This window comes from Deinococcus peraridilitoris DSM 19664, from assembly GCF_000317835.1.
Classification (GTDB): Bacteria; Deinococcota; Deinococci; order Deinococcales; family Deinococcaceae; genus Deinococcus_A; species Deinococcus_A peraridilitoris.
The window spans coordinates 1,944,711-1,971,107 of record NC_019793.1; the positions used below are offsets into that span (position 1 = coordinate 1,944,711).

General features: G+C 64.6%; 23 protein-coding genes. 7 read left to right on the plus strand and 16 right to left on the minus strand.

Translation table 11 applies throughout. The features are described 5' to 3' along the window. Positions 1-200: 200 nt before the first annotated feature. Positions 201-1,412, minus strand: coding sequence for a tyrosine--tRNA ligase (gene tyrS, locus DEIPE_RS09500; protein ID WP_015235752.1), 1,212 nt, complete (start codon positions 1,410-1,412; stop codon positions 201-203). A gap of 186 nt (positions 1,413-1,598) precedes the next feature. On the opposite strand from tyrS, the gene DEIPE_RS09505 reads away from it, so the two are divergent. After that, the gene (locus DEIPE_RS09505) at positions 1,599-2,159 is read left to right on the plus strand and encodes an MOSC domain-containing protein (protein ID WP_015235753.1); all 561 of its coding nucleotides are present in this window, start codon (positions 1,599-1,601) and stop codon (positions 2,157-2,159) included. Beyond that, the gene (locus DEIPE_RS09510) at positions 2,156-2,836 is read left to right on the plus strand and encodes a tRNA (adenine(22)-N(1))-methyltransferase TrmK (RefSeq protein ID WP_015235754.1); all 681 of its coding nucleotides are present in this window, start codon (positions 2,156-2,158) and stop codon (positions 2,834-2,836) included. Before DEIPE_RS09505 ends, DEIPE_RS09510 begins: the two co-directional genes overlap by 4 nt. Before the next feature lie 6 nt (positions 2,837-2,842). On the opposite strand, the gene DEIPE_RS09515 is transcribed toward DEIPE_RS09510, so the two are convergent. Then, positions 2,843-5,188, minus strand: a complete 2,346-nt coding sequence (locus DEIPE_RS09515) for a penicillin acylase family protein (protein ID WP_015235755.1) — start codon at positions 5,186-5,188, stop codon at positions 2,843-2,845. Between the two features lie 154 nt (positions 5,189-5,342). Here DEIPE_RS09515 and mgrA point away from each other — a divergent pair, with 154 nt between their 5' ends. The 5 genes from mgrA (at position 5,343) to DEIPE_RS09540 (ending at position 13,577) form a co-directional block, all read left to right on the plus strand. Then, positions 5,343-6,332 carry an L-glyceraldehyde 3-phosphate reductase gene (gene mgrA, locus DEIPE_RS09520; protein ID WP_015235756.1) on the plus strand — a complete coding sequence of 330 codons (990 nt, stop codon included), beginning with the start codon at positions 5,343-5,345 and terminating at the stop codon, positions 6,330-6,332. 341 nt (positions 6,333-6,673) lie between these two features. Next, positions 6,674-10,891 (plus strand): intein-containing adenosylcobalamin-dependent ribonucleoside-diphosphate reductase, encoded by a 4,218-nt coding sequence (locus DEIPE_RS09525; protein WP_015235757.1) that lies wholly within the window; start codon positions 6,674-6,676, stop codon positions 10,889-10,891. Between the two features lie 319 nt (positions 10,892-11,210). Then, the gene (locus DEIPE_RS22185; RefSeq protein WP_015235758.1) at positions 11,211-11,945 is read left to right on the plus strand and encodes a hypothetical protein; all 735 of its coding nucleotides are present in this window, start codon (positions 11,211-11,213) and stop codon (positions 11,943-11,945) included. 81 nt (positions 11,946-12,026) lie between these two features. Further along, entirely contained in the window at positions 12,027-12,353 is a 327-nt protein-coding gene (locus DEIPE_RS09535) for a hypothetical protein (RefSeq protein WP_157448826.1), read from the plus strand. Between the two features lie 24 nt (positions 12,354-12,377). Further along, entirely contained in the window at positions 12,378-13,577 is a 1,200-nt protein-coding gene (locus DEIPE_RS09540) for a toxic anion resistance protein (protein ID WP_015235760.1), read from the plus strand. A gap of 49 nt (positions 13,578-13,626) precedes the next feature. Here the strand turns inward: DEIPE_RS09540 and DEIPE_RS09545 are convergent, their stop codons facing one another. The 14 genes from DEIPE_RS09545 to DEIPE_RS09610 form a co-directional block, all read right to left on the minus strand. Then, on the minus strand, positions 13,627-14,379 hold the full coding sequence (locus DEIPE_RS09545; protein ID WP_015235761.1) for a hypothetical protein: 753 nt from the start codon (positions 14,377-14,379) through the stop codon (positions 13,627-13,629). Positions 14,380-14,412: 33 nt separating this feature from the next. After that, positions 14,413-14,868, minus strand: a complete 456-nt coding sequence (locus DEIPE_RS09550; RefSeq protein ID WP_015235762.1) for a tellurite resistance TerB family protein — start codon at positions 14,866-14,868, stop codon at positions 14,413-14,415. 190 nt (positions 14,869-15,058) lie between these two features. Continuing rightward, positions 15,059-15,973 (minus strand): HpcH/HpaI aldolase/citrate lyase family protein, encoded by a 915-nt coding sequence (locus DEIPE_RS09555; protein ID WP_245557522.1) that lies wholly within the window; start codon positions 15,971-15,973, stop codon positions 15,059-15,061. Positions 15,974-15,999: 26 nt separating this feature from the next. Then, entirely contained in the window at positions 16,000-17,121 is a 1,122-nt protein-coding gene (locus tag DEIPE_RS09560; protein WP_015235764.1) for a cysteine protease StiP family protein, read from the minus strand. Continuing rightward, positions 17,108-17,872, minus strand: coding sequence for an HAD family hydrolase (locus DEIPE_RS09565; protein WP_015235765.1), 765 nt, complete (start codon positions 17,870-17,872; stop codon positions 17,108-17,110). Before DEIPE_RS09565 ends, DEIPE_RS09560 begins: the two co-directional genes overlap by 14 nt. Next, entirely contained in the window at positions 17,863-18,963 is a 1,101-nt protein-coding gene (locus DEIPE_RS09570; RefSeq protein ID WP_015235766.1) for a phosphoribosyltransferase domain-containing protein, read from the minus strand. The genes DEIPE_RS09565 and DEIPE_RS09570 overlap by 10 nt, the downstream gene beginning before the upstream one ends. After that, on the minus strand, positions 18,960-19,997 hold the full coding sequence (locus DEIPE_RS09575; protein ID WP_015235767.1) for an ATP-grasp domain-containing protein: 1,038 nt from the start codon (positions 19,995-19,997) through the stop codon (positions 18,960-18,962). The genes DEIPE_RS09570 and DEIPE_RS09575 overlap by 4 nt, the downstream gene beginning before the upstream one ends. A gap of 243 nt (positions 19,998-20,240) precedes the next feature. After that, positions 20,241-21,347 (minus strand): DUF475 domain-containing protein, encoded by a 1,107-nt coding sequence (locus DEIPE_RS09580; RefSeq protein ID WP_015235768.1) that lies wholly within the window; start codon positions 21,345-21,347, stop codon positions 20,241-20,243. A 69-nt stretch (positions 21,348-21,416) separates the two neighbouring features. After that, positions 21,417-21,992 (minus strand): TerD family protein, encoded by a 576-nt coding sequence (locus tag DEIPE_RS09585; protein WP_015235769.1) that lies wholly within the window; start codon positions 21,990-21,992, stop codon positions 21,417-21,419. 118 nt (positions 21,993-22,110) lie between these two features. Further along, positions 22,111-22,707, minus strand: coding sequence for a TerD family protein (locus tag DEIPE_RS09590; protein ID WP_015235770.1), 597 nt, complete (start codon positions 22,705-22,707; stop codon positions 22,111-22,113). A gap of 332 nt (positions 22,708-23,039) precedes the next feature. Further along, positions 23,040-23,777 (minus strand): GNAT family N-acetyltransferase, encoded by a 738-nt coding sequence (locus DEIPE_RS09595; RefSeq protein ID WP_015235771.1) that lies wholly within the window; start codon positions 23,775-23,777, stop codon positions 23,040-23,042. A gap of 29 nt (positions 23,778-23,806) precedes the next feature. Further along, positions 23,807-24,898, minus strand: a complete 1,092-nt coding sequence (locus DEIPE_RS09600; protein ID WP_157448827.1) for a hypothetical protein — start codon at positions 24,896-24,898, stop codon at positions 23,807-23,809. Between the two features lie 174 nt (positions 24,899-25,072). Next, positions 25,073-25,513, minus strand: coding sequence for a hypothetical protein (locus tag DEIPE_RS09605; RefSeq protein ID WP_015235773.1), 441 nt, complete (start codon positions 25,511-25,513; stop codon positions 25,073-25,075). A 245-nt stretch (positions 25,514-25,758) separates the two neighbouring features. After that, a complete protein-coding gene (locus DEIPE_RS09610; RefSeq protein ID WP_015235774.1) occupies positions 25,759-26,316 on the minus strand; it encodes a DUF1802 family protein in 558 nt (185 codons plus the stop codon). Between the last annotated feature and the right edge of the window lie 81 nt (positions 26,317-26,397).

Genomic DNA, 26,397 nt, shown 5'->3' on the forward strand with positions numbered 1-26,397 from the left:
TGCTGGTCGCTGCCGCACAGCAATAAAGAGAGGGCCACTTTCAAAGTGGCCCTCTCTTTATTGCATCTTTAACGTATACACATATCCACAACGCGCGAATTTTATCCACAGGGACGCTGTGGATAACGTGCGTTGCCTGTGCATAACGTTGTGGAGCGGATATTTCTGAATCGGCCAAAAAGGCCGCTCCTGGACACGCTTCAGGCCATTTCGATCCGGGCGAATTTGTCCTTGCCTTTTTGGAGGACCAACCCGTCGCCCAGTGACACCAGGGCCTGTGGATCGGTCAGCACTTCTCCGTCGAGTTTCAGTCCCCGGCCCTGGATGAGCCGGCGGGCCTCACCGTTCGACGTGGCGAGTCCTGCCAGCACCGTCAAGCGGGCCACCGCAACCTGACCTGCTTCATTGAGCTCAGAAGCCTCGACAAGCACCCTGGGCAGGTCAGCAGGGATCACGCCTCTCGCCACCGCCCGGAAGCGCTCCTCGGCCGCTTCCAGGTCCGCTGAGGGGTGCAGCCAGCCCGTGACCGCGCGGGCCAGTTCACGGTGCGCCGCCACCGGGTGACCGGCGAGCAGATCGGCGATGCGCGCCGTGGACAGGTCGGTCAGCAGGGTAAAGTAGTTTTCCAGCAGGGCATCGGGTACTTTCATCAGCTTGGCGAACATGATCTCGGGTGGGTCGGTCAGGCCGATGTAGTTGTCGAGGCTCTTGGACATCTTCTCGACCCCGTCGAGGCCCACGAGCAGCGGTGTGGTCAGCACCACCTGCGCATCCTGGCCGTAATCGCGCTGAATGTCGCGCCCCACCAGCAGATTGAACAGCTGGTCGGTGCCGCCGAGTTCCACGTCAGCCTGCAACGCCACCGAATCGTAGGCCTGCGTCAGCGGGTAGAGCAGTTCGTGCAGACTGATGGGCGTGCCCCCCTGCAGCCGCTTGGTGAAGTCGTCGCGTTCCAGAATGCGCGCCACGGTGTAGCGCGAAGCGAGGCGGATCACGTCCTCGTAGCCCATCGGTTCGAGCCACTCGCCGTTGTAGCGGATTTCCAGTAGCTCAGGATTCATGTCGAGCACCAGCGCGCACTGCTCCAGGTAGCTCTGGGCGTTGGCGCGCGTCTCCTCGAGGGTCAGGGGCGGGCGCGTCTTGCTCTTGCCGCTGGGATCGCCGATCATCGCGGTGAAGTCACCGATCAGCATGATCACTTTGTGCCCGAGGTCCTGAAACTGGCGCATCTTGCGCAGCACCACCGCGTGCCCGAGATGCAAATCGGGCCGGGTCGGGTCGGCCCCGAGCTTGACGCGCAACTGGCGCCCGCTTTGCAGCTTGGTTGTCAGGTCGGCCTCGTTGATGAGGTCAACGGCGCCGCGCTTCAGGAGATCGAGTTGCTGGTTTACATCAAGGCTGGAAGTGGTCATGAATTCTCCAAAAGGGCAAGGGCGAAAAAAAACGCGTGCCGAAGTGGGCACGCCGCGTGGGGTGGGTTGGCTACAGCACGCCTAACCGACCCGTTTGCGGCGGCGTCGATAGGAAGCGCTGAGCGTGTTCACAGGGGCCATTGTAGGCGCGCAACCCACGCGTCTCAAGCGCGCTAGCCTGAAGGCGTGAAAACGATGGCCGAACTGCTCGCCACCCTGCCCCGTTCCGGTCGGCTGGACTGGATCGGATTGCGCACTGCCCGTCGCGCGCCCGTCGTGGGCGTTTCTGAGGTGGAGGTGATGGTCGGCCTGGGGCTCGTCGGCGATCACGGACGGCTGATGCCGCCACGCCTGCGGGCGCTGTCGGCGGGACCGACCGAAGCCGATAAGCTTCAGGCGCGCGCTCCGGCGAACGGGACCGGCGGGCAGGGAAAAAGGCAGGTCACCCTGATTCAGGCCGAGCATCTTCCCGTCATTGCCGCCCTGGCTGGAGTGGAGAGCGTCATGCCCGAGCAGTTGCGGCGCAATCTGGTCGTTTCGGGCATCAACCTGCTGGCCTTCAGGGACGCCCGCTTCCGGGTCGGGGAGGTGCTGCTGGAAGGCACCGGCGGGTGTCATCCCTGCTCGCGGATGGAGGAAAACCTCGGCGAGGGAGGATACAACGCAGTGCGCGGACACGGCGGCATCACGGCCCGCGTTCTGGAGGGTGGCCGTATTCGCCTGGGCGACGAGGTCCGGCCCGCTTGAGTCCCGTGCTTGACGCGCGCCTCGAAGCTGCGTTCGGCCTGATCGCGGCGCCGGGCGGGGCCGTACATGCCGACATCGGCAGCGACCACGCCCGCCTGCCCATCGCGCTCGTCCGGCGTGGGGACGTGCGGGCGTGCCTGATCGTCGAAAAAACTGCCGGGCCGTGCGAGGTCGCGCGGCGTGAAGTCCGGCGTGCAGGGCTGACCGAACGAATCGAGGTGCGCCTGGGAGACGGCTTTTCCCCCATTTTCCCGCAGGAGGTGCACAGTGCCAGCCTGACCGGTCTGGGTGCCCGCACCATTCTGGGCATCCTGAACCGTGCGGGCAGCGCGCTCCCCGCACAACTCGTGCTGCAGCCCAACGACACCACGGGGCAGTTGCGCGCCTGGGCGTCGTCGCACGGTTACCACCTGACCGATGAACGGCTCGCGCCGGGATTCTGGACTTACACGGTGCTGAAGTTGGAGCGCTCGTCCGGCAGTGACCCGGCGTACCAGGGCCTGCCCGAGGACGTGGCCCAGGCGTGGGGACCTCACCTGTTGCGGCGCCAGGACCCGTTGCTGCTCGCGCAGCTTCGCGCGCAGCATGCCCGCCTGACCGAGGTCACGCCGCACGGTCGGGCTGCCGTGCGGCGTGACCTCGAACTGATCGAGCGGACCTTGCGCCTGTGGGCCTGAGGCGCCTCAGCGCCGTGGTGTCAGGGTCAGGACGCGGATGGCCCCCCAGTCCTGTGGCCTGGTGCTCATCGGCAGGTACGCTCCGCTGCGCCACAACTCCTGCTGATCGGCATAATGGGGGCTCATCGGATTGCCCGCCTGCCCCAGGCTGCCGACGAAACGGCTGTTGTCAGGTTCGGCGAGGTCGATCAGCTGGCGGTAGGATGCGCCGTGCGTCTGACGCAGGCTCGCAAGGTCGTAGCCGCCCACGTTGACGGTGAAGAGCCCTCCAGGAGCGCTGACCGAACGGTTCCAGATCCAGCCGAGCGGCTTTACTCCGCCCAAGGCGCCGTGGTTGCTGCGAGTGCGGTGCACGCGTTCCCAGCGCCACATCCCCAGGTCCGTTCCCAGCTCTTCCGACAGGGCTTTGGTGCTGCTGGCCAGGGTGGTGCTGAGCAATTCTGCGCAGCTGCGAATCTCCTGTGCGCGGTTGGCACAGTACTTGCCCCCGCTGCGCAGCTGCTGCGCGATGAACACCGGGTTGTTCCAGTAGCCGTCTTGTTCGAGATCGTCATTGGGCATGGCGGCGAGCCGGGAATACCAGGCGGCGAAGATGGTGCTGGCCACCGAATCCGGTGTGTGCCGACCGTCCCAGTCCCGCAGAATCTGCAGGGCCTGGCGGGAAGGAGTGTTGCTGGGAACTGTAGCGAGCAACGCGGGCTTGAGGTCTCGCCACAGCAGGCTGAGGGTGTCGTTCTGCACGGCGGCCATGTCAGGCAGGTCCAGCTTGGGTTTGCTTCTCAGCAGCTCCAGAATGCGCTGCGCCCGGTAGGGGGCGGCCCAGTTCGAAGGGTCGGCGAGCGGGTAGGGATCGCCGTCCGGCGTGACCTTGTTGTTGGCCGTCACGATCATCCCGCTGGCGGGATTGTAGACGTGCGGCAGCGCCTCGAACGGAATAAAGCCACGCCAGCGCTGAGGCCCACCGGCGGGAACGGGCTGGCGGCCGTCCCAGCCCTCGCGCAGGGGGACGCGCCCCGGCGCGTAGTAGCCGATGTTGCCGTCCACATCGGCATACACGAAATTCTGCATGGGGGCCACGTAGGCGCGCAGGGAAGTCACGAAGTCCTGCCAGTTTCGCGCGTAGTTCAGGCCGACAAAGGCGTCCATGGTGGTGTCGCCTTCTTGCAGCGCCGTCCAGCTCAGCGCGACCCGTTCACGCCTGACCCCACCGACCCCGCTGATGATCGGGCCACGGGGGCTCTCAAGGACCGTGAGGACCACGTCCTGCTGCCCCTTGACCTTGATGACTTCCCGGCGCTCGCTGAGCTCGGCGTCCTCTCCTTCGATGAAAAGGTCCTGTACGTCGGGATTGGTGTTGGTGACGCCCCAGGCAATCCGGTCGTTGCGCCCGATGACCACGCCCGGCAGGCCGGGAATGGTGGCGCCGATGGTGTGCAGGCCCGGCCCGCGCAGTTCGGCGAGATACCACAGCATCGGCGCCTGCAACGACAGGTGCGGATCGTCGGCCAGCAGCGGTTTGCCGCTCCTGGTGAAGCGGCCTGATACCACCCAGTTGTTGCTGCCCTTGTCGGGCGCGCCGAAAAACCCCAGGCTGGCGACCACCTGCAATTGGGCGGCGAGCGCTTCACGGGTCTGGGAAGAAAGAGCGGTGCGCCCACCCTTCTGCGGCGCCGGGCCACTTTGTGGCCGGTCGCGTTCACTCAGGATGGTCGGGCCATCGTGAGGATAAGGGGGAAACAAGGTGGGAATCTCTTGCGGGCCGAGCTTCTCGGCGACATGCTGGGCGCTGAGTTCTTCCTGCCAGTTGCCGCCCAGATCAAAGGCCATCAGCTTCTGCCAGGCGATCGAGTCCACGTCCGTCCAGGGCTCGGGGCGAAAGCGCAGCAGCCGGAACTCCAGCGGCAGCCGGTCTTCGCCGATGGCGGCGTTGACACCTGCCGTGTAGGCGCTCAAGAGGCCGCGCGACCGGCTGCTCAGGGCCGGAAGGGCGCTTTGGGCGGCGCGGTAAAATCCCCAGGTCCGCAGGAACTTGTCCTGTTCCAACGCCGCGCTGCCGAGCACTTCGCTGAGACGGCCCTGGGCGATGCGGCGCTGAAACTCCATCTGCCACAGCCGGTCCTGGGCATGCACGAAGCCCAGCGCGTAAAATGCGTCGGCGTCGCTTTGCCGGGCGTGGATATGAGGAATGCCCGAGCGGTCACGGGTGATGGTCACCTCGCCCGACAGGCCCCGGACCGAGCTGACGCCGCTGGTTTTGGGGCGGGTCACGACAAAGACAAACAGCAGCACGGCGATGAGTACGGCCAGCAGCAGGCCCAGTACACCACCGAGAATTTGCAGGAAAAGGCGCATAGAGCCTCCAGAGGGAGCGTGAAGCAGGAACAGTGCCCGCGCTTGAGCGCCGGGCCCGTCTTGAACGGCGTTTCATGTTACCGTTTTCAGACGAGCGTGCTCTGCGGCGAACGCCCTGTGCACTTTGGTACGCCCGCCGAACCAGGGAGAATTCATGTACACAGCCTCTGACAGCCGTTACGACACCATGACCTACCGCCGCGCGGGCCGCAGCGGTCTGAAACTTCCCGCTCTTTCGCTGGGGCTGTGGCACAACTTTGGTGGAGTCGACCGCCTGGAAACCGGGCGCGAGACGCTGCGACGCGCCTTTGATCTGGGCATCACGCACTTCGATCTGGCCAACAACTACGGCCCACCTCCCGGCTCGGCCGAGGAGACCTTCGGGCAGCTGCTGCGCCAGGATTTCGCGCCGTACCGCGACGAGCTGATCATTTCCAGCAAGGCGGGCTACGACATGTGGCCCGGACCGTACGGCGAGTGGGGTTCGCGCAAGTACCTCGTGGCAAGTCTCGACCAGAGCCTGAGGCGCATGGGGCTTGCGTATGTGGACATCTTTTACCACCACCGTCCCGACCCCGAGACGCCGCTGGAGGAGACCATGGGGGCGCTTGACTTTATCGTGCGCAGCGGCCGGGCGCTCTACGTCGGCCTCTCGAATTACTCGCCCGAGCAGACCCGGGACGCCGCGCGGGTGCTGCGTGAGCTCGGTACGCCCTGCCTGATTCACCAGCCGGCGTACAGCATGTTCAACCGCACGCCCGAAGGGGGCCTGCTGGACACGGTGCGTGAAGAAGGGATGGGGTGCATCGTGTTCTCGCCGCTGGCGCAGGGCATGCTGACCGACAAGTACCTCGGCGGCATTCCCGAGGATTCGCGCGCCGCGCGCAGCCGCTTTCTGCGTCCCGAGCAGCTGACGGACGAGAAGCTTTCGCAGATCGCGCGGCTCAACTCCCTGGCGCAGGAGCGCGGGCAGACGCTCGCACAGCTGGCACTGGCCTGGGTGCTGCGCCGTGAAGAGGTGACCTCGGCGCTGATCGGCGCGAGCCGCCCCAGTCAGGTCGAGGACGCGGTCGGCGCGCTGAACGGCACGGCCCTTGTCACGGCGGAGCTGCAGACGATCGACGACATTCTCGCCGCGTCCTGAGCGGGTCCGCTTCCCGAGGCACCCGCCTGGGGCCCTGAACCAACGTTCAGGGCCCCAGCCCGTCTGGCGATTCAGCTCGCTCGGTTGAGGAGAGCGGCCCTGTTCCCCCGGTTGCGCCCCTCCTCCACGCGTGTTTTAATACGGGCATCCGGTTTCATCAGGTCTTCATAAAGGAAATGACAGACTGCTCAACGAACACATCATGTATGTGACTTGGATTCACATGCCACATGTTGTACAGTAGCCACCACAGAGCCCTGTCGGGCTGAAGTCCGGTCTTTCCCGTCATCGCGCGGCTTCCCGCCGTGTGGCCCGCCTTTTTGCCTTCAGGAGAATCACCCATGACGACCTCACCTGCGCGCCAGACTCTTGCCAACTTCGACGAGAACGCCCACCACATTGCCAAGCGGCAATACATGCAGACAGGCGATGGTGACCTCGCCGGCATGTTCTCCCGAATCGCGAAGTGGGTGGCCTCGGCGGAGACGTCCGACGTGCGTGAAGGCTGGACCCGGGCGTTTTTCGACCTGATGGCCGACAAAAAATTCTGTCCGGGTGGGCGCGTCCTGGCCGGTGCCGGCACCCAGCACGGCAACGTCCTCAACTGCTTCGTGCAGGGCGCCACCGAGCACGACCCCAGCAGCTTCGAGGGAGTCATGGAAGTCGCCAGGAAGCTTGCCCTGGTCACCAAGGTCGGCGGCGGCAACGGCGTGAACCTCGACGTGTACCGCCCTCGGGCCAAGACCTCGCGCGCAGACGCCGGTGTACGCGGCTGGGCCTACATGAGCGCAAGCCACAGTGACGTCACCGATTTCATCGAAGGCATGATGCGCCCACCCACCCAGCCCGACGGCGAGAAGCAACCCACCGCACTGCGCAACTGGACGCGCGTGGTGTACGGCCCCGCCATTCCAGCCGAGCTGGTGGCGCTCGCGCGCCAGAACGGCGTGAGCATCGTACGTGAGCTGCCCGAAGGTGTACTGACCGTGCAAGATGACATGGGCGGCATCGTAGACGCCGCGCAGACCGTGGCGGAAAACGCCAAGTTTGGCCTGGAGCCCCGCATCGACCTGAGCGCCATGCGTCCCGAGGGTGCGCCCATCAAGGGTTCGGGCGGCACCAGCAGCGGGCCGGTCAGCTTTCTGGTCGAAATCTTCGACAACTTTCTGGAGTGGGCCAACCGCGGCGGCGAGGACAGCGGCCCCGTCAACACCCTGCGTTACGTCTACTCGCCGGTGCTGCGCGTCGTCAGGCAAGGTGGAACGCGCAGGGGCGCTGGGATGGCCACCATCTCCATCGCGCACCCGGACGTGCTCGACTTCCTGACCGCCAAGGACCTTGACCGTGAAGCCAGCGAAGGGGACATCAGCACCTTCAATATCTCGATTCTGGTCGATGATCAGTTCTGGAAGGTCCTGCAAGACGGGGGCCTGTGGCCCATCGAAGCACAGGAAGTGCCCGGAAAGTACTACCTGGCTCCGCAGGGAGGCAAGTTCACCGGTACCCTGCCCGAATTGCCCGAACGCGCCGAGGACGGCGCGCGCGGTGTGCCCCTCTACACCCTCAAGGGGGGTCAGACGGCGTTCCCGGCACAATGGCTGTGGAACGAAATCGCTCAGCACGCCTGGAGCACCGGTGAGCCCGGGCTGATCTTCGTGGACCGCATCAACGAACTTTCGGCCCTCAAAGACCTCGGTCCGCGCTACCAGATCCGCAGCACCAACCCGTGCTTTCCAGCGGATGCCCGTATTGCAACGGGCCGTGGGCTGGTGCGAATCGGCGAACTGTACGAGACACAAGAGGATTTAGCGGTCGTTTCAGACCTCCGCTCAGTTGGTCAGGGGACAGGAGTTACTGTTCGTCCGGGTATCCCGGTCTTTATGACCTCTCGGTCTGCCGAGGTATATCGGATCGTCACCGAGCATGGCTACGAAGTTCGCGCGACCGCAAACCACCAGTTCCTGACCCCGAACGGATGGGTGGAACTCAAAGATCTCAATCGAGGCGAAACGCTTCTACTGCAGAGTGGTGAGGGCCTCTGGAGTGATCAGTATGAGTTTGGAGAAGCCGTGCTCGTTGCTCAGCAGGAATTCATTGCCACGGCAGGCAGCAGTGGTCACTCGGAAGTGCGTAGTGGCCGCAAGGATGTTCGGGCGAAGTTTGCCGACGTGCCACAGCGCTGGAGCAAGGAATTGGGCCAAATCCTAGGCTTAATCATCGGTGATGGTTATGTGCGAGCCGATGGCATCGGGATCAGCTTTTCGTATTCCGACTACGAGGAACTCTCGCCGCTAGTTGAGCAGTTCCGGGGCTGGTTCAAGGGCAACACGCAGCAGCATGATGCGTCGTACCAGGTCAAGTGCGGGGCCGTCGGAGCAGGTTACTTCCGTTATCTTGGCCTCAACCCTGCCAAGGCTACCGAGAAGCGCGTCCCAGAATCGATATTCCGGGCGCCACGCGAAGTCGTGGTTGGGTTTCTACAGGGACTATTCACTGCGGATGGAACGGTCAATCGGGTCGACCCCAAGGGAAGTTGCACCGTTCGTCTGTCCAGCTCCTCGCTTAAGCTCCTCAAGGACGTTCAGCTGCTGTTGCTCAACTTTGGAATCGCAGGCCGGATCCGTCATCGGCGCTGTGCTAGCCTCCGACCTCTTCCAGATGGCCGAGGCGGTCTAGCTGAGTACGATTGCAAAGACAATTATGAGCTTCTGATTGACAAGGCCAACCGCGATCTCTTCGTGTCCAAGATCGGCTTCCTGACTAATGCTAAGAGAAGCAAGGTTGAAGAGTTCATTACCGCCAAGAAGCGGAAGAGCAATCGTGAAACCTTTGAAACAACAATTGCTCAGATTGTTCTTGATGGTATCGAACCCGTATATGACACAACCGTCTATGAAACGCATTCGCTGATCGCCAACGGCATTATTGCCCACAACTGCGGTGAGATTCCGCTGACGGTCGGTGAGCCCTGCGACCTCGGCGCCATCAACCTGGCCGCTTACGTGAAGGGCAGCTCTTTTGATTTCGCCGAGTTCCGCGAGGACGTGCGCACCACCGTGCGTTTCCTCGACGATGTGCTCGACGTGAACGTCTTCGCGCTCGACGACAACAGGAACGCCAGCCACGACCTGCGCCGCCTGGGCCTCGGGGTGATGGGCCTTGCCGACTGCCTTATCAAGATGGGTTTGCGCTACGACAGCGAAGCGGGACGCGACGCCATCTACGAAATCATGAGCACCCTGCGTGACGAGGCGATCAAGGAAAGCGAGCGCCTGGGCACCGAGCGTGGCGTGTACCCGGTGTACGAGCGTCACGCGGGCAAGATTCCGCACGCACCACGGCGCAACGTCGCCGTGCTGACCGTCGCCCCCACCGGCACCACCAGCATGCTGATGGGTGTTTCCAGCGGCATCGAACCCGTCTTCTCGCCCTTTATCTGGCGCAAGATCGGCAGCGAGTACCGCGCGCTGCTGCACCCGCTGTTCGTGGAGCTGCTCGAAACCTACCCGCCCGCTGCCAACATGGCGGTCCAGGACGAACGCGGCGAAGAAAAGTGGGACTGGGACAAGGTCACGGACGCCGTGAGCGGCAACCACGGTTCGGTGCAGGGTCTGGAGTTCATACCGCAGGCTTTGCGCGCGGTGTTCGTGTGCGCGCACGACATCAAACCGGTCGATCACGTGCGCATGCAGGGCGTGGTGCAGCGGGCTTTCGACGCCGAAGGATACGCGGCCAACAGCCTCAGCAAGACCATCAACCTGCCCAACGAAGCCACCGTTCAGGATGTTCAGGACGCCTACAACGAGGCCTTCAGGACCGGCTGCAAGGGCATCACGGTGTATCGTGACGGCTCGCGCCAGTTCCAGGTGCTCTCGACCAGCAAGAGCAAGAAAAAAGCCGAACACACCGAGGAAGCTGCTGCCGAAGTCATGGGTGAAGCCGGCGGCACGCCGGGCAGTGAGACACCAAAACCGGAGGTCAGGATGGACGCCAAACCGCAAGTTCCTGCCTTTAAACCCGGCAAACCCGTCTACGAGCGTCCCGCCCGTCTGAGCGGCATCACCGACATGGTGAAACTGACCGACCCCACCAGCGGGCACCGACGCAGCTTTCTGGTGACCGTCAACCATCTGCACGGCAAACCGGTGGAAGTCATGGTGATCTCGGGCCGCGCGGGTGACGAGGCCAACGCCGACAGTGAAGCGCTGGGCCGGGTGGTCAGCATCGCCCTGCAGTACGGCGTGCCTGCCGAAGCCCTCATCAAGACCATGCGTGGCATCAACGGCGGACTGTATGGCAGTTACAACGGCCGTCTGGTCGGCTCCAAGGCCGATCTGATCGCCGTGGCGCTGGAGACCTTTCGCAGCGGCGAGGTGAGTCTGCCGCCGCTCGCCGGAGGAAGCGGAGAGCTGCCCGACGTGCCCCTGCTGAACGCCGAGGGAATTAGCGCGGAAAGTGCGGCCAAAGGGCAGAAGTGCCCCGTGTGCGATACCAACGCGCTCGTCCAGGAAGAAGGCTGCCTGAAATGCCAGGCCTGCGGCTACAGCAAATGCGGCTAATTTGCTCGAACCGTTAAATCGCCTGCGACTCTACGCTTTACGCCAGATCGCCAATTTCAGCGCCACGGCCAGGGTCCCTGCTCCTTCCCGGTGAAGTTCGAGAGACAACACCTCAAGCTTCACCGGACGGGGCTGAGGCAAGCGACGAGAAAAAAGACTTCCGGTGTTGTGAACATTCTCTCGGGAGGCCCGTTACACCGCGGCCCTTGTTCCGGCTGCCATGCCCCAACACGGGAAGCAGCGCTGAGCGTCCGTCTCTCGGACGGCAGGCTGGAATCAGGGTTCTCGTGCAGCGGTCACCCGCTATGCTGGAGACAGGATGAAACCGCTTCCTGCCCTGCTCGCCCTGCTGGTCATTGCGGCCGTGGCGATCGCGGTGCTGACCGCCACACCCTGGCTGCTGGTGGGGGCGCTGCTGCTGGCCTGCGCGGTGCTGACCGTGCTGCTGCTCGCTTCGCAGGCCGAGGTGCGCCGTCTGAGGCGCTCGGGTCCGAGTTCGCAGGAAAGCAGGCGGGAGCTGCCCGGCGAGCCCAGCGCGACGCGGCTGCCCGACCTGAGCACCACGCAGGAAAAAGTGCCGGTGGCGCGTGGCGCACGCGCGAAACCCACCCCGGTGCGCTCAGACCCTTCTGCTTCCCCGGAGCCGCTCAGTTCACGCGCCGGAGAGATCATCGCCCGTCATGCGGGCCGCCTGCCCGAGGCGGTGCTGCAACGCACGCACACCATCCTGAAGCGCCTGGAGGAAGTCGATACCCTCATCCGCCTGGGGCGCGTGGAGCACGAAAACGCCCACCTCGCGCGCCGGATCGCCCTGGAGTTCTTGCCCGAATCCCTAGAAGGCTACCTGCTGCTGCCGCCCAGCCAGGCGATGACCTTGCACCTGGTGCCTGGCAAGACGGGGTATGACCTCTTGATGGAAGAACTCAGCGCGCTCGGGCGGGCCAGCAAGGACCTGCTGAACCAGACGGCCCTCAGCGAAGGGCAGGCCCTGCTGGTCAACCACGAGTTCATTCGCGAGAAGTTCCGCAGTGCCCGGCGCGAATTTGACGTTTAAGAATCTGAGCCTGCAACGCTATCAGCCTGTCGCGCGTACTGAATCTCAACATCCTCAGCTCCTCAGGAGCCCCTACGAGATATGAACTCTCGTTCTACCCTGCCACCCGATCCATCCGACCCCAGCGAGGCACCTATGAGCACTGTCAGTCAACCCGTCAAGCTGCTGACCATCAGCGTAATCTTGCAGACGCTGGTATTTGTGCTGATCTTCGCGTTCGGTCTGTTGCCTTCGACCTGGTGGTGGATGCTCTGGATCCTGGCACTGAGTGTCGTGCCCTCAGGACTCCGTTTGCGAGACGCGCTGCGGGGCAAGACGTCCTCGATCAGTCCAAACCTTCTGCTGCTCTTGTCACTGATCCTTCTTGTCGCGATCCTGCTGCGCCTGTATCAAGTCCACGCGTACTGAACCTCAACATCCTCAGGAGAAGCCATGAAACTCGAACCCCCCGTCACCCTCGAAAAACTCGAAGCGCCCGAAAGCGTGCAGCCGCAGCAGACCGCGGGTATCGTGGAACTTCAGCCCGAGCAGATCCGCAAGCTCGACGCACAGATTCAGTCGTTTCTGGAAGTGGTGCTGCGTGAGAATGCCCACTCCGAGGTGTTCAGGCAGAAAGTGCAGGCCGTGCACGACCTGGGTGCCGAAGAGATTCGCAAGGCGGCCGCTACCTCCAACCGCCTGCTGGAAAAACCCGTGCAGGCGCTCAAGGAAGGAACCGAGGGCGGCACCGGGCACGTCGCCAAGGGCCTGATCGATTTGCGGCGCGTGGTGGAGGACCTCGACCCGAACCGCGGTTTGACGCCGAAGAAACTGCTGGGCATTTTCCCCATGGGCAACAAGGTCCGCGATTACTTCCTGAAGTACGAAAGCGCGCAAAAGCACCTGAACGCCATTATCAGCAGCCTGTACAGCGGCAAGGACGAGCTGATCAAGGACAACATCGCCATCGAGCAGGAAAAAGTGGCGCTCTGGAGCCTGATGCAAAAGCTGCGCGGCTACGCCTACGTGGGGCAGAAGCTCGATGAGGCCCTGAGTGCCCGCGTGGACTCGCTGGCCACCTCTGATCCCGAAAAAGCGCGCGTGGTGCGCGAGGAGATGCTCTTCGCCGCGCGCCAGAAAGTGCAGGATCTGCTGACACAGCTGGCCGTCAGCGTGCAGGGCTACCTGGCGCTCGACTTGATTCGCAAGAACAACCTCGAACTCATCAAGGGCGTCGACCGCGCGACGACCACCACCATCAGCGCCCTGCGCACCGCCGTGATGGTCAGTCAGGCCCTGGGGCAGCAGAAGCTGGTGCTCGACCAGATCGGCGCCCTCAACGCCACGACGTCCTCGATGATCGAGAACACCTCGGCGCTGCTGCGCCAGCAGACGGCCCAGACCTACCAGCAGGCCGCCGACGCCAGCGTGGACGTCGAGGCACTCAAGCGGGCTTTTGACAACGTGTACGCCACCATGGACGCCATCAGCGAGTACAAGACCCAGGCGCTCAGCGCGATGCAGCAGAACGTCCGGGTGCTGGCCGAGCAGGTGGACGGCGCGCAGAAGTACCTCGACCGTGTGCAGGGAGAGACCGTGCGGGAAGTGGCGACTTCGGTCAGCGCTCCGGCCCGCAAGGACTTCGAAAGCTGACCGGAAGGAAGAAAAGAGCGCGGCCCACCGGGCGCGCTCTTTTCTTCCTTCAGCGCGGCCCGAACGCCGCCTGGGCCGCTTCGCGCGCGGCGCGTTCCAGCGCCCGTGACAGCGCCTCGCGGTCGGTGAGGGCGCGCACCTGACCCAGCTCGTGTGCGCTGATGTGCGCCCGCACGGTCCACTGCGCGTTTTCCTGTACGACGCGCGCGGGAATGCGCGCCAGCAGACGGCACAGCTCGGCGAGGTACACGGCGTGCAGCGGATCCTGCGCCCGCAAGACCCGCTCGGGACGCGCGAGGCGCCTGGCCTCGCGCGTCACGACGCCTTGCACGGTGTCCTTGATGCTCATTCCGCCCACCGCCAGCACGGTCTCTTCTGAGATCGAACGCGCCGCCTGCAGCAGGTGGGTTTCCTCGACCTCATCGTCGGCGAGCGCGTGCAGCCAGCCGGGCGCGAGTGCCTCGACGAGTTTCGAGATGCTCAAGCGGGAGAGGATCAGGCGGCGTTCGTCCTCGCTGAGATCCGGCTCATCAACCAAAGCCGCCAGGGCGGCGCTCACGGTTTCCTCGTCGTCGACGCTGAGGGCCAGCAGGTGCGTGTCGGCTGCCCGGTGCGCTTCGGCGCCTGTCACGTCGGTCGAGCGCGGCAGGTGAGGTTCGAGGTCCGCGAGCGTGAGACCGTGTTTCTCCAGCAGCTCTCGCAGCACCGCCCGCGTTTTGGCCTGCTCGCCCCCGCTGGAGTTGCGGTACAAGTTGAGCAGCTTGCGCGCCTTGCGGACGGTCGCGTGCGGTTCGAGCGTCATGGCTGACCTCGCGCAGTGGGCGTCACGCCGCGCTTACAGGTCGAACTCGCTCGGGCTGATGCCCACCGCGTTGCAGGCTTCGCGCAGGGCTTTGCGTTCCAGTTCGTCGAAATGACCGTCGGCACCCCCGATGATCACGCCCACCTGAATGACCGCGCGCGCCTGATCGGGTTTGCCACGCAGCTTGGAGATCGCCTGAATCACTTCGACACGACCGAAATCGATGTCCGCCTCGAGTTTCTGGCAGTACCCGTCGAATTTCTGCTTCAGTTCACTTGCATTGAACACCTTCAGCACGTCGCTGGACATGATGAAGCCGGCGGTCTTCTGCTTCTCGGCCGGGTCGATGCTGCCGTCGGCGGCCGCGATCAGCGCGCAGACGGCCATGCTGGCATTGGCGAAGTCGTTGTTCTTGAATTTCGATACCTGCGTCTGCAAATTGCTCGAGAGGCTGCTGACGTTGTTCTTGAGGGAATTCCAGAAGCTCATGGTGTCTCCTTTGGTAAGTACGACCGTGACCGGCCCCGGGGTGCATCGAACCTAGTGCATCGAACACAGAAGCGGTATCGGGGAACTGGACCGAGTGTAACGCCCAACCATGACGGAATACGACGTGTCAGCCCAAAAGGATTCCGGCAGGGGAGGGCAGGTGAAGGCGGTCCGCCTACTGAGTGTCCGGTCATTGGGCGAACTCAGGCAGGCTCGCCGCGGCAAAATCCGGCGTGGTGGTACCGTACACCCGGGCGCGTTCCAGCACCTGCCGGGCCCAGTGGCGGTGCGTGGCCGGTTCGCACATCATGTCACCCATCCGGAAGACCGCCCGCGCGTCGGGGGAGAGGATGGCTTCTGCGGCTTCCACGTCGCTCAGGCTGACCGCGTACGCTGCCTCGATCACCGGAATCTGGTCGGGGTGAATGGCCGTCTTGCCAAACGTGCCGTGCAGCAGGTCCTCTCGCACTTCACGCCGCAGGGTCTCAAAGTCCTGGGTGAAGTCGTACACGGGCGCACTGACGTTCATGCCGAAAGGCCGAAAAACACTCACCAGCCGGTCGATCACCGCGCGCAGCGGTGTTTCGTAGGCCGTGACGCCACGCGTGCGGCGCATCCCCAGGATGTTCAGCAGGTCGTTGCCTCCCACGCGAATCGACAGCACGTCCGCGCGGTGTTCCAGAATCACGTCCCGCAGTTTCTCCATTTCGCTGTTCGAGAAGGCTTCGCGGGTTTCCACCGTGACCATGGAGGTAAAGGGCGTGCCGTCCAGCAGCCTGAAGTACTCCGGGGCGTTGTCGGCGGTGACTTTGGGCAGCACGAAACCATCGAGGTTGAACACCCCGGACAGGCGCAGGATCTGCGCGAGTACGCCCGGGTTGCGGGGCCGCACGAAGCGCAGCGGACGCCCGCCCTGACGGGGCGCGAATTCCAGCAGCGCCAGTTCGAGGTTGGCGAGGGCGCGCGGCAGGTGTTCTTCTCGCACGGCGTCCTCGGTGCACAGAATCACCGAGCGGGCCTGCGTGATCTTGCGACCGTTGCCGATCTCGGCGAGGTCACTGCGGTCGGCTGGAACGTACAGACTCGCGCCCAGTTGTAATGCCATGTTGTTCATGCGGTGCCTTTCTGCCTTCAGGGATCGGGTTCGACGCTGCGAATGAGGGCGCAGGCGCTGTACGGCATCACTCCCGGCCAGACCTGCACCGGCACCTGCCGCTCTTGCGCCAGGCTCAGCAGGTGCTGCACTTCGGGTGCGTGGGGGTCACGAAGAATCAGCACTTCCGGAGCGCGGCGCAGCAAAACCCGCGTGGCTTCACCTACCCCGGGCTTGACGTGGTTGACCGGACGTGGACCGGCGTGGTGTTGGACATCGTGCAGAAATGTCTGCGCCGCTTTGTATACGTCCTGGCCGGACAGCCGGTTTCCTTCGGGGGGTGCCTGACCGGGAAAGTGCAGGCTGACGGTGTCCACGAAGTGCCGGGTGACATCGTGCGCCGCCAGTTGCGCCAGGAACGCACTGCCGTGCAGATCTCCGGCAGGTCCGGGCAGCACCGTCCGCGAGACGAGCCCGGCGACGGTGGCGCCGAGCATGGCGTTGGGAACCAGGTAGTCGAGGCGGGTGGCGCACCGGGCCGCCGCGCCGCCCGGATCACTCACGACGAACAGCTCACCCTGCAGCGCACTGCCGCGCGTGGCGTTGTACGTCTTCACGCTGCGGCGCAACTCGGCCGCGATGACGCCCTTGCCGGTCCAGCCGTCGAGAAAGATCACGCTGCCGTCGGTATGGCGGGCACGAATGAAGTCGAGCGCCACCCCATCGATGCCGTGGTCGCGCACGATCGACACGCCGTAGTGGTGAACCTCTTCGCCGTACAGAGATCGCAGGGCGCGGGTGACGAGCACGCCGATGGGTGTGCCGCCGCGGGCCAGGGAGACCAGCACGATCGCAGAGTTCACGCGGCGCCGGATACGGACCTCTTCATGGACGACGCGCGCGAGCCCCGCGACGTGACGCGCGAGTTGCGGTGCGCCCTCGTGCAGGGCCCGCTCGAACAGCGCCTGGTATTCGGGCCGGGGTGGTTGCTCGGGACTGAGCAGCTGACCGTAATGCCGCTCGCCGGACTGAATCAGGCGTTCCTTTTCCTCGACGCTCACGAACTGCGCCTGGATTTCGCGCAGCAGGTACGTGACGTCCTCCGGCGCGTAGGTGCTGCGCACGAGCCGTGTGCCCGTGAGGAACTCAGGAGTGGACATGATGCATGGCCTCCAGCACGCGCATGATCTGCGAACGGCCCGGCGTGAGGGCGATGTCGCACGCGGCCATGAAGCCCACGTCCGACAGCGTGTCCCCGAAACCCAGCGTGAGCGCTTCACCGCGGGGATCAAGGGTCGTCTGGAGGTGCTGCACGGCGCCCCGCTTGGACACGCAAGCCTGCATCAGCGTGAGGGTGCTGTCGTTGCTGAAGAGGTGCCAGCGCGAATCGCTGCCCAGCTGCTCCTGCCACGAGTGGGCGAGTTCGGTGAGGGCGCCCATTTGGCGCTGCGGGTGCTTCACGACCAGGTAGAGCGGCTGCCCATGCACTTCGTGCAGTCTCACCTGCAAGCCCGGGAAGTGCAGTCTCACCTGCCGGGAAAGGTCTTGCGCGAGCGTGGAAAAGTCCCGGGCATGCTGCGCGAGCCGCTCGCCGGTCTGTGCGGCGTACACGGCGTCCGGAGCGCCGTCTGCTGCCAGCAGGGTCGCGCCGTGATCGAGCACCCGCGCGTGCGAGAAGGGCAGACGCACGCGCGCAAAGGCCTGCGCCGAGCGCCCGGTCACCGGAATGACCGGACCCAGGCGGCACAGCTGAGTGAACAGGGCGGCCTGCTTCGCGGTGCGAAAACCGTGCGCTTCACCTCGGGTGTTCACGCTGACGTGTTCGAGCTCGGTGTCCTGCAGGTGTGCGGGCAGCTTGCGCCGGGTCGAGAAGAGCGTGTCGTCGAGGTCCACGAAGCTGATCAGACGCACGTGATCCTCCCGCCGTACCAGCGGCGCAGCGTGCTCAGCAGGCCGCGCGGGACGCCCGGCTGTTCGGTGAGGACGAACACGGCGTCGTAACGCTCGCCTTCGCTGCGGTACAGGTAGTTGGTGACGCCCTCGCCGTAATTGTCCTCGAACTCGGCGCGTTCCAGCAGTTCCCCGTACGGCACGATGGGGCTGCGCGTCGTGGCCTTCACCCACGCGTCGGCGCCTGCCTGTTCGAGGGAGTGGGCCAGCGCGTAGGCGGCGCTCATGAACTCGCCCGTGCCCAGCACCAGCACCCGCTCGCCGGGTTGAACGGCAAGGAGGGGCTCCTCCAGGCCTTCTTGCGGCCACACTCCGAGCCGCTCGCCGCTCGCGGGCGCGTGGTGCCCGCCATGACCGGTGACCTGCGGCAATTGGGGCTGCCAGGCCGGATTCGGCTTGAAGCGCACCTGTCCCCGCAAGAGGGCCTGACGCTCGACGGGCACGGGCACGGGCGCGGCGGCGTAGGCGTCCTGTGGCGCGAAGTCCTGGAGGCTGACGACCGTGACGCGTTCGAGAGCAGGCAGGCGACCGGCGAGGCAGCGAACGAGGTTCACGGCGGTGACGCCAGTGCTGATCTCGTCATCGACGATCACCACATGGCGTGCCCCGAGAAAGCGCGCGCGTTTATGCTCGTCGAGGGGCACATGCAGCCACTGGGTGGTCGCGTGGCTGTGCGGCTCCTCGAAGGTCAGGGCCTCGCCTGGCTGCCGGTAGCGGGTAGTCGTGACAAACAGGCACGGCGTACCGATTCGGGCGGCGTACGCTTCGAAGACGCCGCGCCCCAGGGCGGTGGCCGTCTCGGCCATGCCGATCCACACCGTCGCGCCCGGTTCGACCCGCCCCGCCAGGATGTCGTAACTGCGCTTCATGTCGCGCGGCCGGGCCGGCAGGTGCTTGCCCAGCACGCGGCTGACGAACAGAAACCCTCGGCGCGGATTCTGCCGCAGGCCCAGCGTGAAGAGCGCGTGCGCATCGTCGGGCGCCTGAATTGCGAGAATCCCGCTGGGCAACTCGTGCGTGCGCCACCCCGGGAGGGCACGGGTGGTCGTCAAGAAAGCACCCCGGCCAATTCCGGTGCGCCGTGAATCACCCGCGCGACGTGCAGATTCAGCAGGCGCGCGCCGTACGCGGGAGGTGGCACGTCACTCGCCTGCGCTTCACCAAGCGCCAGGCGCACCGCCCACACGGGCAGGTCCGGCCCGGCCAGCGCGCTCATGTGACTGCCCCCCGACGGCCGCGCGTTGATTTCCAGAATGTAGGGCGCGCCGTCCGGACCGTCTTTGAACTGCACGTTCACCACCCCGGACAAACCGTAGTGGGAGACCGCCTGGCGTACCAGCTCCTCCAGATCGGGCCGCTGCTCGATCAGTTGCGAACCGTGCAGGCCCGGCAGTTTGGCGCGAATGATGGCCGCTCCCAATTGGCCCTGCCAGCTGACCACGTCAATGCTGCGCTCCACGCCCGTCAGGCAGCCCATCACCAGCATGGGCGAAAAGGACGCGAGGGGAGCGAACAGTCCGCGCGCCTCGTCACGGGTCATGCGGATGGTGTCACCCGCCAGGAAGTCCTCCAGGCGCCGCTCGTGCACGATGACACGAAAGCCGTGACCGTACACACCGCGGGCCGGTTTGATGCACGGTGTCCAGCCCTGCTCGCTGATGATGTCGAAGGCGGCGCTCATGTCGGCCCAGGTAGTCACCACGCCGTAAGGTGGGGTACGCAGAAAATCGGGCAACCCTGCCAGAAAGGCCGCCTTGTCGTCCAGGTGGTCGAGGATAACTTCGCCTGCCGGAAGGATGAGGGTCACGCCGGCTGCCTCGAAGCGGGCACGCTCGCGGGCGAATACGCGCAGTTCCTTGCCAGGCCAGAAGACATCCACCCGGTGTGAGCGGGCAAATTCCAGCGCCCAGCGAATGTAGGCGTCCCCGGTAAGGCCGCGGGGTTCCAGGTGCGGCTCAGCGGCTCCCTGCAACTGTGGACTGTCAGCGTTGGTGTGTGAGACCAGGACCCGGTAACCGGCGCGGTGGAGGGCGTCCGCGTATTCGCGGATCACGGCGAAGTTTTTATTGAGCCAGACGGTCTTCATGGGAACTCCAGGACACGGGGACACAGGGGAGACGAAAGATCCGGCCCGAGACTTCAACCGGAGTTTCAAGGAGAGGCGCCTCTTCATGCGCACTTCTTTATGCGCACTTCATTTTGCCCAGTGTAAGGCAGCCGCAAGCGCTCCAAGTGAGCCCTGCGGCGCGTCAGGGCGCTTTTGGTCTGGCGGGACACTTCAAAGAGAGCGGCGCGGGAAACTTCCCGCGCCGCTCCCGGTTTACCCGGGTCAGCTCAGGCGGGCGTGCGAGGATTCACCGTCGCGGTCGCTCTTGTTGGCCCGCACGGACCACATGACGGCCGCGATGATGAAGCCCAGGCCGATCAGGCCGGTGATCAATTCGGGAATGTGCACGGCACGGTTCATGCTGAGCAGCATGATTATGGCGAGTGCGCCGATACCCCAGTGGGCGCCGTGCTCCAGAAAGCGGTACTCGGTGAGGGTGCCGGTCTCGACCAGCCACAAGGTCATCGAGCGCACGAACACCGCCCCGATCGCCAGACCCGCGGCGATCACGACGACTTCCTTGCTGATCGCAAAGGCGCCGATCACACCGTCGAGCGAGAAGGACGCGTCGAGCACTTCCAGGTACAGAAAGCTCAGTGCGCCCGCCTTGGTGGCCGTCTCCGAAACGGCTTTCACCTTGGCCCGGCGGGTGTCGGCCTCCTCGCCCTCCTCATCTTCGGGCGGTTCGAACATACCGGCCAGGGCCTTTACGAGCAGGTAGGTCAGGATGCCCAGGCCGCCTGCGAGCAACGCCGAGTACTTCTCGGCGGGCGCGACAGTCAGGGCGACCAGCGCGAGCAGCGCCGTGAGAATGACCGACACCTCGACCTTGTCGAGGTTGCCGGCGCGTGCCAGCCGACGTTCGATGGGGCCGATCCAGTGCACATCCTTGGTCTTGTCGAAAAAGTAATGCAAGAACACCAGCCCCAGAAAGGTTCCGCCGAAGGCGCTGATCAGCACGTGCGCTTCTTCGAGGTGTTCGCTGTACTCGGTGGGATTGTTGAAGGCCAGCGACACCACCTCGGTGAACCCCAGCGAGGCGGTGGCCATCACGATCAGGATGGGAAACACGAAACGCATGCCGACCACGGCGATGGCGATACCCCAGGTCAGAAAGCGGTGGCGCCAGACCAGGTCCATGCCGGTGAGGACCTTGGCGTTCACGACCGCGTTGTCGAAGCTGAGGCTGACTTCCATCACGCCCAGAACAATCGCGATAAAAGCGAACTGCGCGGCCGTGGCGACGTCACCCGTGACGAAACCGTACACTCCGGCACCAATGATGCAGAGGATGCTGAAGATGATGCCGAAACCGAAGTGTTTGAACATGAAACTCCCTTGGTCTGCCGTGACGCCCTGAAGACAAATTTCTTCAGCCCCGCGCCCAGAGGTCGATTTTCAGATGTTGATGCCGAAATGATGACACAGGGCCTGCAGACCGCCCGCAAAGCCCTGCCCGACCGCGCGGAACTTCCACTCTCCGCCGTGACGGTAGAGTTCTGCGAAAATCAGCGCCGTTTCGACGCTGGCGTCCTCGCGCAGGTCGTAGCGCACGACTTCTTTGTTGTTGCGCTCGTCCACGATGCGCACGAAGGCGTTTTCGACCATGCCGAAACTCTGGCGGCGCGCCTGCGCTTCGTGAATGGTCACCGTGAAGGCGACGCGTTCCACGTCGGACGGGACCAGGGCGAGATCCACCCGGATCACCTCGTCGTCGCCGTCACCTGCCCCGGTGCGGTTGTCCCCGGCGTGCTCGACGCTGCCCTCGGCGCTGCGCAGCTGGTTGTAGAAAATGAAATCCGCCGTGGAGCGGGTCTTGCCGCTGGCATTCAGCAGAAAGGCGCTGGCGTCGAGGTCGAAGTCGTCGCCGCTGGTAGAGCGGGTGTCCCAGCCGAGGCCCACGCTGATCTTGGTGAGGGTGGCGTCGGTCTTGGTCAGCGAAAGGTTGCCGCCTTTGGTAAGGGTGATGCTCATGCCGTTCCTCCTGACAGATCAAGTACGCCCGACACGCGGTGGGCGTTTCGTACCCCACGAAACTCCTGTGAGAGTAGCGTCACGGCCCGCCCCACACAGTGAAGCGTGCCGTCACAACTCACAATGCGCGTGCCGCGGCCGCCGTCAGCTGCCCCACTACGTCCGAGCCGGGCTGGAAGGTGAAGCGCTCACCCACCGCGGTCAGTTGCCACGTGCCCCCCTGCCGGACCAGCTTCACCATCACCAGGCCCGTGTGTCCGCCCTGCTCGCTGAGGTTGAACTTGGCGATTTCCTGACCACCCTGCTCGTTCACGATGCGGCAAAACGCACCCGCGACCTTGTCGAAGGTTTGCCCACGAAACGAGTTCACCGTGAACACGATCGACTGCACGTTGCCGGACAGTCTCGTGAGGTCCACGAAAATGCGTTCGTCGTCCCCCTCACCTTCCCCGGTGAGGTTGTCACCCGCATGACGGACGCTGCCGTCCCGACTTTGCAGCGAACGAAACCACACGGTATCGACAAGCGAGCCTGCGGCGTCGAACAGCAGCGCGCTCGCGTCGAGGTCGATGCTGGCACCCCCACCGCCCAGCAGGGCGCCGAGAAACCCCTTCGGTTTGGCGACGTCCCAACCCAGCCCCATGAAGATTTTGGCGAGGGACTGACCGCTTTTTTCGAGGCTGATGGTCTGCTTTTTCTGCAATGAAATGGTCACTGTTGCTGCTTTCCGCGGTCGACAGGACCGCTCTGGTGGAATTTCGGGCTTGTCCGGTTCGCGCCGGGGCGCCGATTTCGTTTGTCCGCGCGTGGTGCGGCCTTCACCATTGTGGCAGTTTGGCACTGCCGCAAGTGCGTGTGTGCCCGAGCCGTCCGAAGCGCGTGCCGCCGATGTCCACGCGGGCGCCCTGCTTCCGGAACGGCGAGTCATGCCGAGTGGCGTGGGGCAAAGCGAAGACGCAATGCCGGGCGCGAGCACACTTGGGACCGGACTGCCAAACGGAGAGCAGCCGTGCTTTTCCGACGACTCAGGGTGAACGCAACGCTGCGTCAGTCAAGCGACCAATCCTCACCGTACTGCACGCCCGCCAGTCTGCGGGCCACACCGCGCGAGGCCGAATTGCCCCATTCGGTGCTATAAAAGGCCAGCCGTCCACTGTGCCGGACGGCTTCAGCCCACCGGATCACCGCCCCGCTCGCGTATCCCCGGCCCCGAAAGGTGGGCGCCGTTTCGACGCCCGCTTCGGCGGCTCTGTCGGTGATTCGCGCGCAGTAGCACAGGGAGACCGCCTGGCCCTCTACCAGCACCGCGCCGCACGGACCTACCCGGAAACCCGAACGTGACGTGATCCTCTGTGGAAAGTGCGCCCGCAGCAGCGCCGCCGCGTTCGTCTCGGTGACCAGCGTCACGTCCAGGTCCTGCGGGGTGACCACTTCGCCCGGGAGGCGGTATGCCGGTCCTCGGTACTCTTTCGTGATCGGCGCCCACGCGCCCAGGACGGCCCGGATCATCGGCGCGAGGCGCGGCTCGCCTTCGAGGTCCGCGCTGATCGGTTCAGCCGAGCAAAGCGGCTCCAGCTCGCCGATCAGTTCGGGTGGCAGATCGTGCCGGAAGCGCCAGGTGTTGCCCTGCGGCGTGCGCCCCATGAAAAACCGTGGCGCCGGATCGAGTTCGGCTTCCGGGTACCCCGGTTCACGAACGAACCGCAGCCGCTGGTCCTCATCAAGGACGAACAGGGTGGGAATCTGCAGTTCCATCAACTGAAGCGGGGTCAGGGAGTGGGTCACGCGGTGCTGGTCCTCGGCGGGGGCGTGGGTTAGGGGACACGCCAGTGTAAGCGGTCGTCGGAACCCGGCGGTGGACCTGGCGCTGCGAAGCCGGATTTCGCCAGCCCACGGTAGAACAGCAGGGCCAGCGGCAGGTGCGAACCGTTGGCGGGCACGAAGGTCAGACGCAGGGTGTCGCTGCGGGCATGCCACAGCAGGGCCGGAGTCGAGGCGTCTTTCAGGGCCGCGCCCGCACCGACCAGCAGCGCGGCCGTTCGTGCGCCGTCCTCGACGTTCAGCACGCCCCGGTAAGCGCCTCCTCGCGCGGAAATACCCAGCTGGCTGTTCGCGGCGCCCTGCACCTCCAGGGTGTACTGCACCCCGAAGTGGCCCCTCAGTACCTGCTGGTCTCCGCTCAGCGCGTCCTGCCCGCTCAGGGTCAGGTCATCGGCGTGCCCCAGGGTGACCCGCGCGGTTTCGCCGGGCAGCACGATGCGCAAAGTCCGGTTGGCGCCCGGAAAGGTGCCGCGCTGGTGGTGGGCGTCACGCGTCAGCACCGGCAGGGCATCGAGGGTCTCCGGCGTGAGCGGGCGGTCTGAGGCGAGCAGCACCACACTGATCCGGGTGGCGCCGGTACTGTGCACGTCGAGCATGGCGCTGGCGACCGCGCCGAGCGGCAGCGGTTCGGAAGTGTAGAGCAGCCTGGCCTCGCCGGGGGCGAGCAGTCCGGAAGGCAGGGCGCGCGAAGCGAAGTAGCGCAGCAGGGTGCGCTGTCCCGTGAGCGGATCGGGGCCGTGGGTCATCGCGGTGCCCCGCCGCCGGGTGGTCAGGCTGACCGGCTGGGCGCTGACGTTGCGGGCCAGCACCACCAGGCGCGCCCGCACCCCGAGGCCGTTGGCATGGTAAGCCACCACGCGGGCCTCGCCCTGGGTGGTGTCACGGTAGAGCAGGCCGCTTTGCCGGGGTGTTTCCGGTGAGTTGGACATCAGCAGGGGCGTGGCGTCGCTGCTGACCTCTGCGTTTACGTTGGGGTAACTCAGGACGTTCGGGTCCGGGGTGCTGCGCAGCGACTGGGCGTCGGCGCCCACATCCGGCAGTGCCAGCAGAACCAGCAACAGGCCCAGAAACAAAACAGCACGCACGTTCACAGGCTAAGCAGGCACACGTGGGGAGTGTGAGCGGCCCGCGCCTGATTTCATATCCGAAGGCAGGTTTTGCCCTTCTGCTCACCTGCGCGGTTTTTCCGTCCGGGAGAAAAGCAGCCGCAAAGAAGAAGACGATGACGAACGCATTCGTCATCGTCTTCTTTCAGCCGTTTATTTCTTGGCGGCTGTTTTTTTCTTAGGTCGGGCCTTTGAACGGCTTTTCCCGAGGCTCTGGCCTTTTTTATAGCTGGCGTCCATTTTTCTGCGGGTTTCTTCGGCAAGCGCCTTGAAATCAAGTTCGCCACTTTCGAAGGCTTCCAGGCTCGGTTTGACACGAGCAGCACGACGTCCACTCGAAAGGTCCTGGTTGATGCTGTCAAACCAGTGCTCGAACGCAGGCGTGACTTCGAAAATCATCTCCTTGGAGTCTTTCGAGTACCGGTCGTCACCTCCCCGGCGCGCGTACTGTTTGGGCAGCGTGAAACGCTCCGGAACGTAAGCAGCGTCGAAACGCCCTTCCCGAACAGCCGAACGAAACATTTTGACAAAAGCGTCCGAGCGTTGCGGATTGCTGAGCTGCTGTACCTGATCACTCAATTTACGTAAAGCCATTGATTCCTCCGAAGTGCAAAATAAACAGTTCCGTAAAAAGTGTATGTGAGCGTTCGTGACAAATCAAGATTTTTACCCAGAGTGACCTGACTGATTGTCACTTGGCCGTGCGTTTGATCTCCGCGCCTCCCTTTTCGATCGTTGATGATTGAGGCCATGGCCGATTTACTTCGCGTGGTTGGTAGTACGAAAAGTGGCTTTAACATTGATCGTCCTGGCATCATGCCGACACCTCGAATACAGCGTCAGCCGTGTGGTGCCAGGCGGCGCTCGATCTCGTCGTGCAGGGCCTGAAGCTCGGCGTCGGTCCGGACGCGCTCGCCGTGGGCCTTTGGCGTGTCGTCGAGGGGCACCCAGCTGACGCAGCCCAGCATCTCGGGTGTTTCCGTCAGGTGCAGCGGCGCACTCAGGCGCGTCACGCGCACCAGCAGCGCGTGCAGCCAGGGACGGCCACGGTAATGAAACCGCCGCTCGATGGCCGCCGCGTTCAGGGCCTGCAGCTCCTGCAGGGCCAGCGCCTGCTGCAAATCCTCGATCTTCCAGACCGAGTGCACCTCGGCCAGGGCGGGCAGCGTTACCACGCCCGGCTTTGGATCGGGCCTCAGCAGGGGTGCGAATTCGGAGCGCAGTTCCTGCGGATTCTGGTGCAGGAAGGTGGGGTAGAGCAAAAACGAGCGGTGCTCGACTTCGAAGCCGTCGTGGGTCTCCATGATGCCGCCCTTGCGCAGCAGCAGCGACACCTCGCCCGAGAGCAGCGCGCGCACCTGGGCGTCCCATTCCTTGAGGGCGTAAGACGTGGACATACGCGGATGATACGCGCTGGATGAGGCCGTCGGTCACACACTGACCAGTTCAGCGCTTTCAGGCGGCAACCGCTTTGATGG

Coding starts and splice junctions, on each gene's coding strand:
- tyrS (WP_015235752.1), bottom strand. CDS start 1,412: ATGACCACTTCCAGCCTTGATGTAAACCAGCAACTCGATCTCCTGAAG.
- DEIPE_RS09515 (WP_015235755.1), bottom strand. CDS start 5,188: ATGCGCCTTTTCCTGCAAATTCTCGGTGGTGTACTGGGCCTGCTGCTG.
- mgrA (WP_015235756.1), top strand. CDS start 5,343: ATGTACACAGCCTCTGACAGCCGTTACGACACCATGACCTACCGCCGC.
- DEIPE_RS09525 (WP_015235757.1), top strand. CDS start 6,674: ATGACGACCTCACCTGCGCGCCAGACTCTTGCCAACTTCGACGAGAAC.
- DEIPE_RS22185 (WP_015235758.1), top strand. CDS start 11,211: ATGAAACCGCTTCCTGCCCTGCTCGCCCTGCTGGTCATTGCGGCCGTG.
- DEIPE_RS09535 (WP_157448826.1), top strand. CDS start 12,027: ATGAACTCTCGTTCTACCCTGCCACCCGATCCATCCGACCCCAGCGAG.
- DEIPE_RS09540 (WP_015235760.1), top strand. CDS start 12,378: ATGAAACTCGAACCCCCCGTCACCCTCGAAAAACTCGAAGCGCCCGAA.
- DEIPE_RS09545 (WP_015235761.1), bottom strand. CDS start 14,379: ATGACGCTCGAACCGCACGCGACCGTCCGCAAGGCGCGCAAGCTGCTC.
- DEIPE_RS09550 (WP_015235762.1), bottom strand. CDS start 14,868: ATGAGCTTCTGGAATTCCCTCAAGAACAACGTCAGCAGCCTCTCGAGC.
- DEIPE_RS09555 (WP_245557522.1), bottom strand. CDS start 15,973: ATGGCATTACAACTGGGCGCGAGTCTGTACGTTCCAGCCGACCGCAGT.
- DEIPE_RS09560 (WP_015235764.1), bottom strand. CDS start 17,121: ATGTCCACTCCTGAGTTCCTCACGGGCACACGGCTCGTGCGCAGCACC.
- DEIPE_RS09575 (WP_015235767.1), bottom strand. CDS start 19,997: ATGAAGACCGTCTGGCTCAATAAAAACTTCGCCGTGATCCGCGAATAC.
- DEIPE_RS09580 (WP_015235768.1), bottom strand. CDS start 21,347: ATGTTCAAACACTTCGGTTTCGGCATCATCTTCAGCATCCTCTGCATC.
- DEIPE_RS09585 (WP_015235769.1), bottom strand. CDS start 21,992: ATGAGCATCACCCTTACCAAAGGCGGCAACCTTTCGCTGACCAAGACC.
- DEIPE_RS09605 (WP_015235773.1), bottom strand. CDS start 25,513: ATGGCTTTACGTAAATTGAGTGATCAGGTACAGCAGCTCAGCAATCCG.
- DEIPE_RS09610 (WP_015235774.1), bottom strand. CDS start 26,316: ATGTCCACGTCTTACGCCCTCAAGGAATGGGACGCCCAGGTGCGCGCG.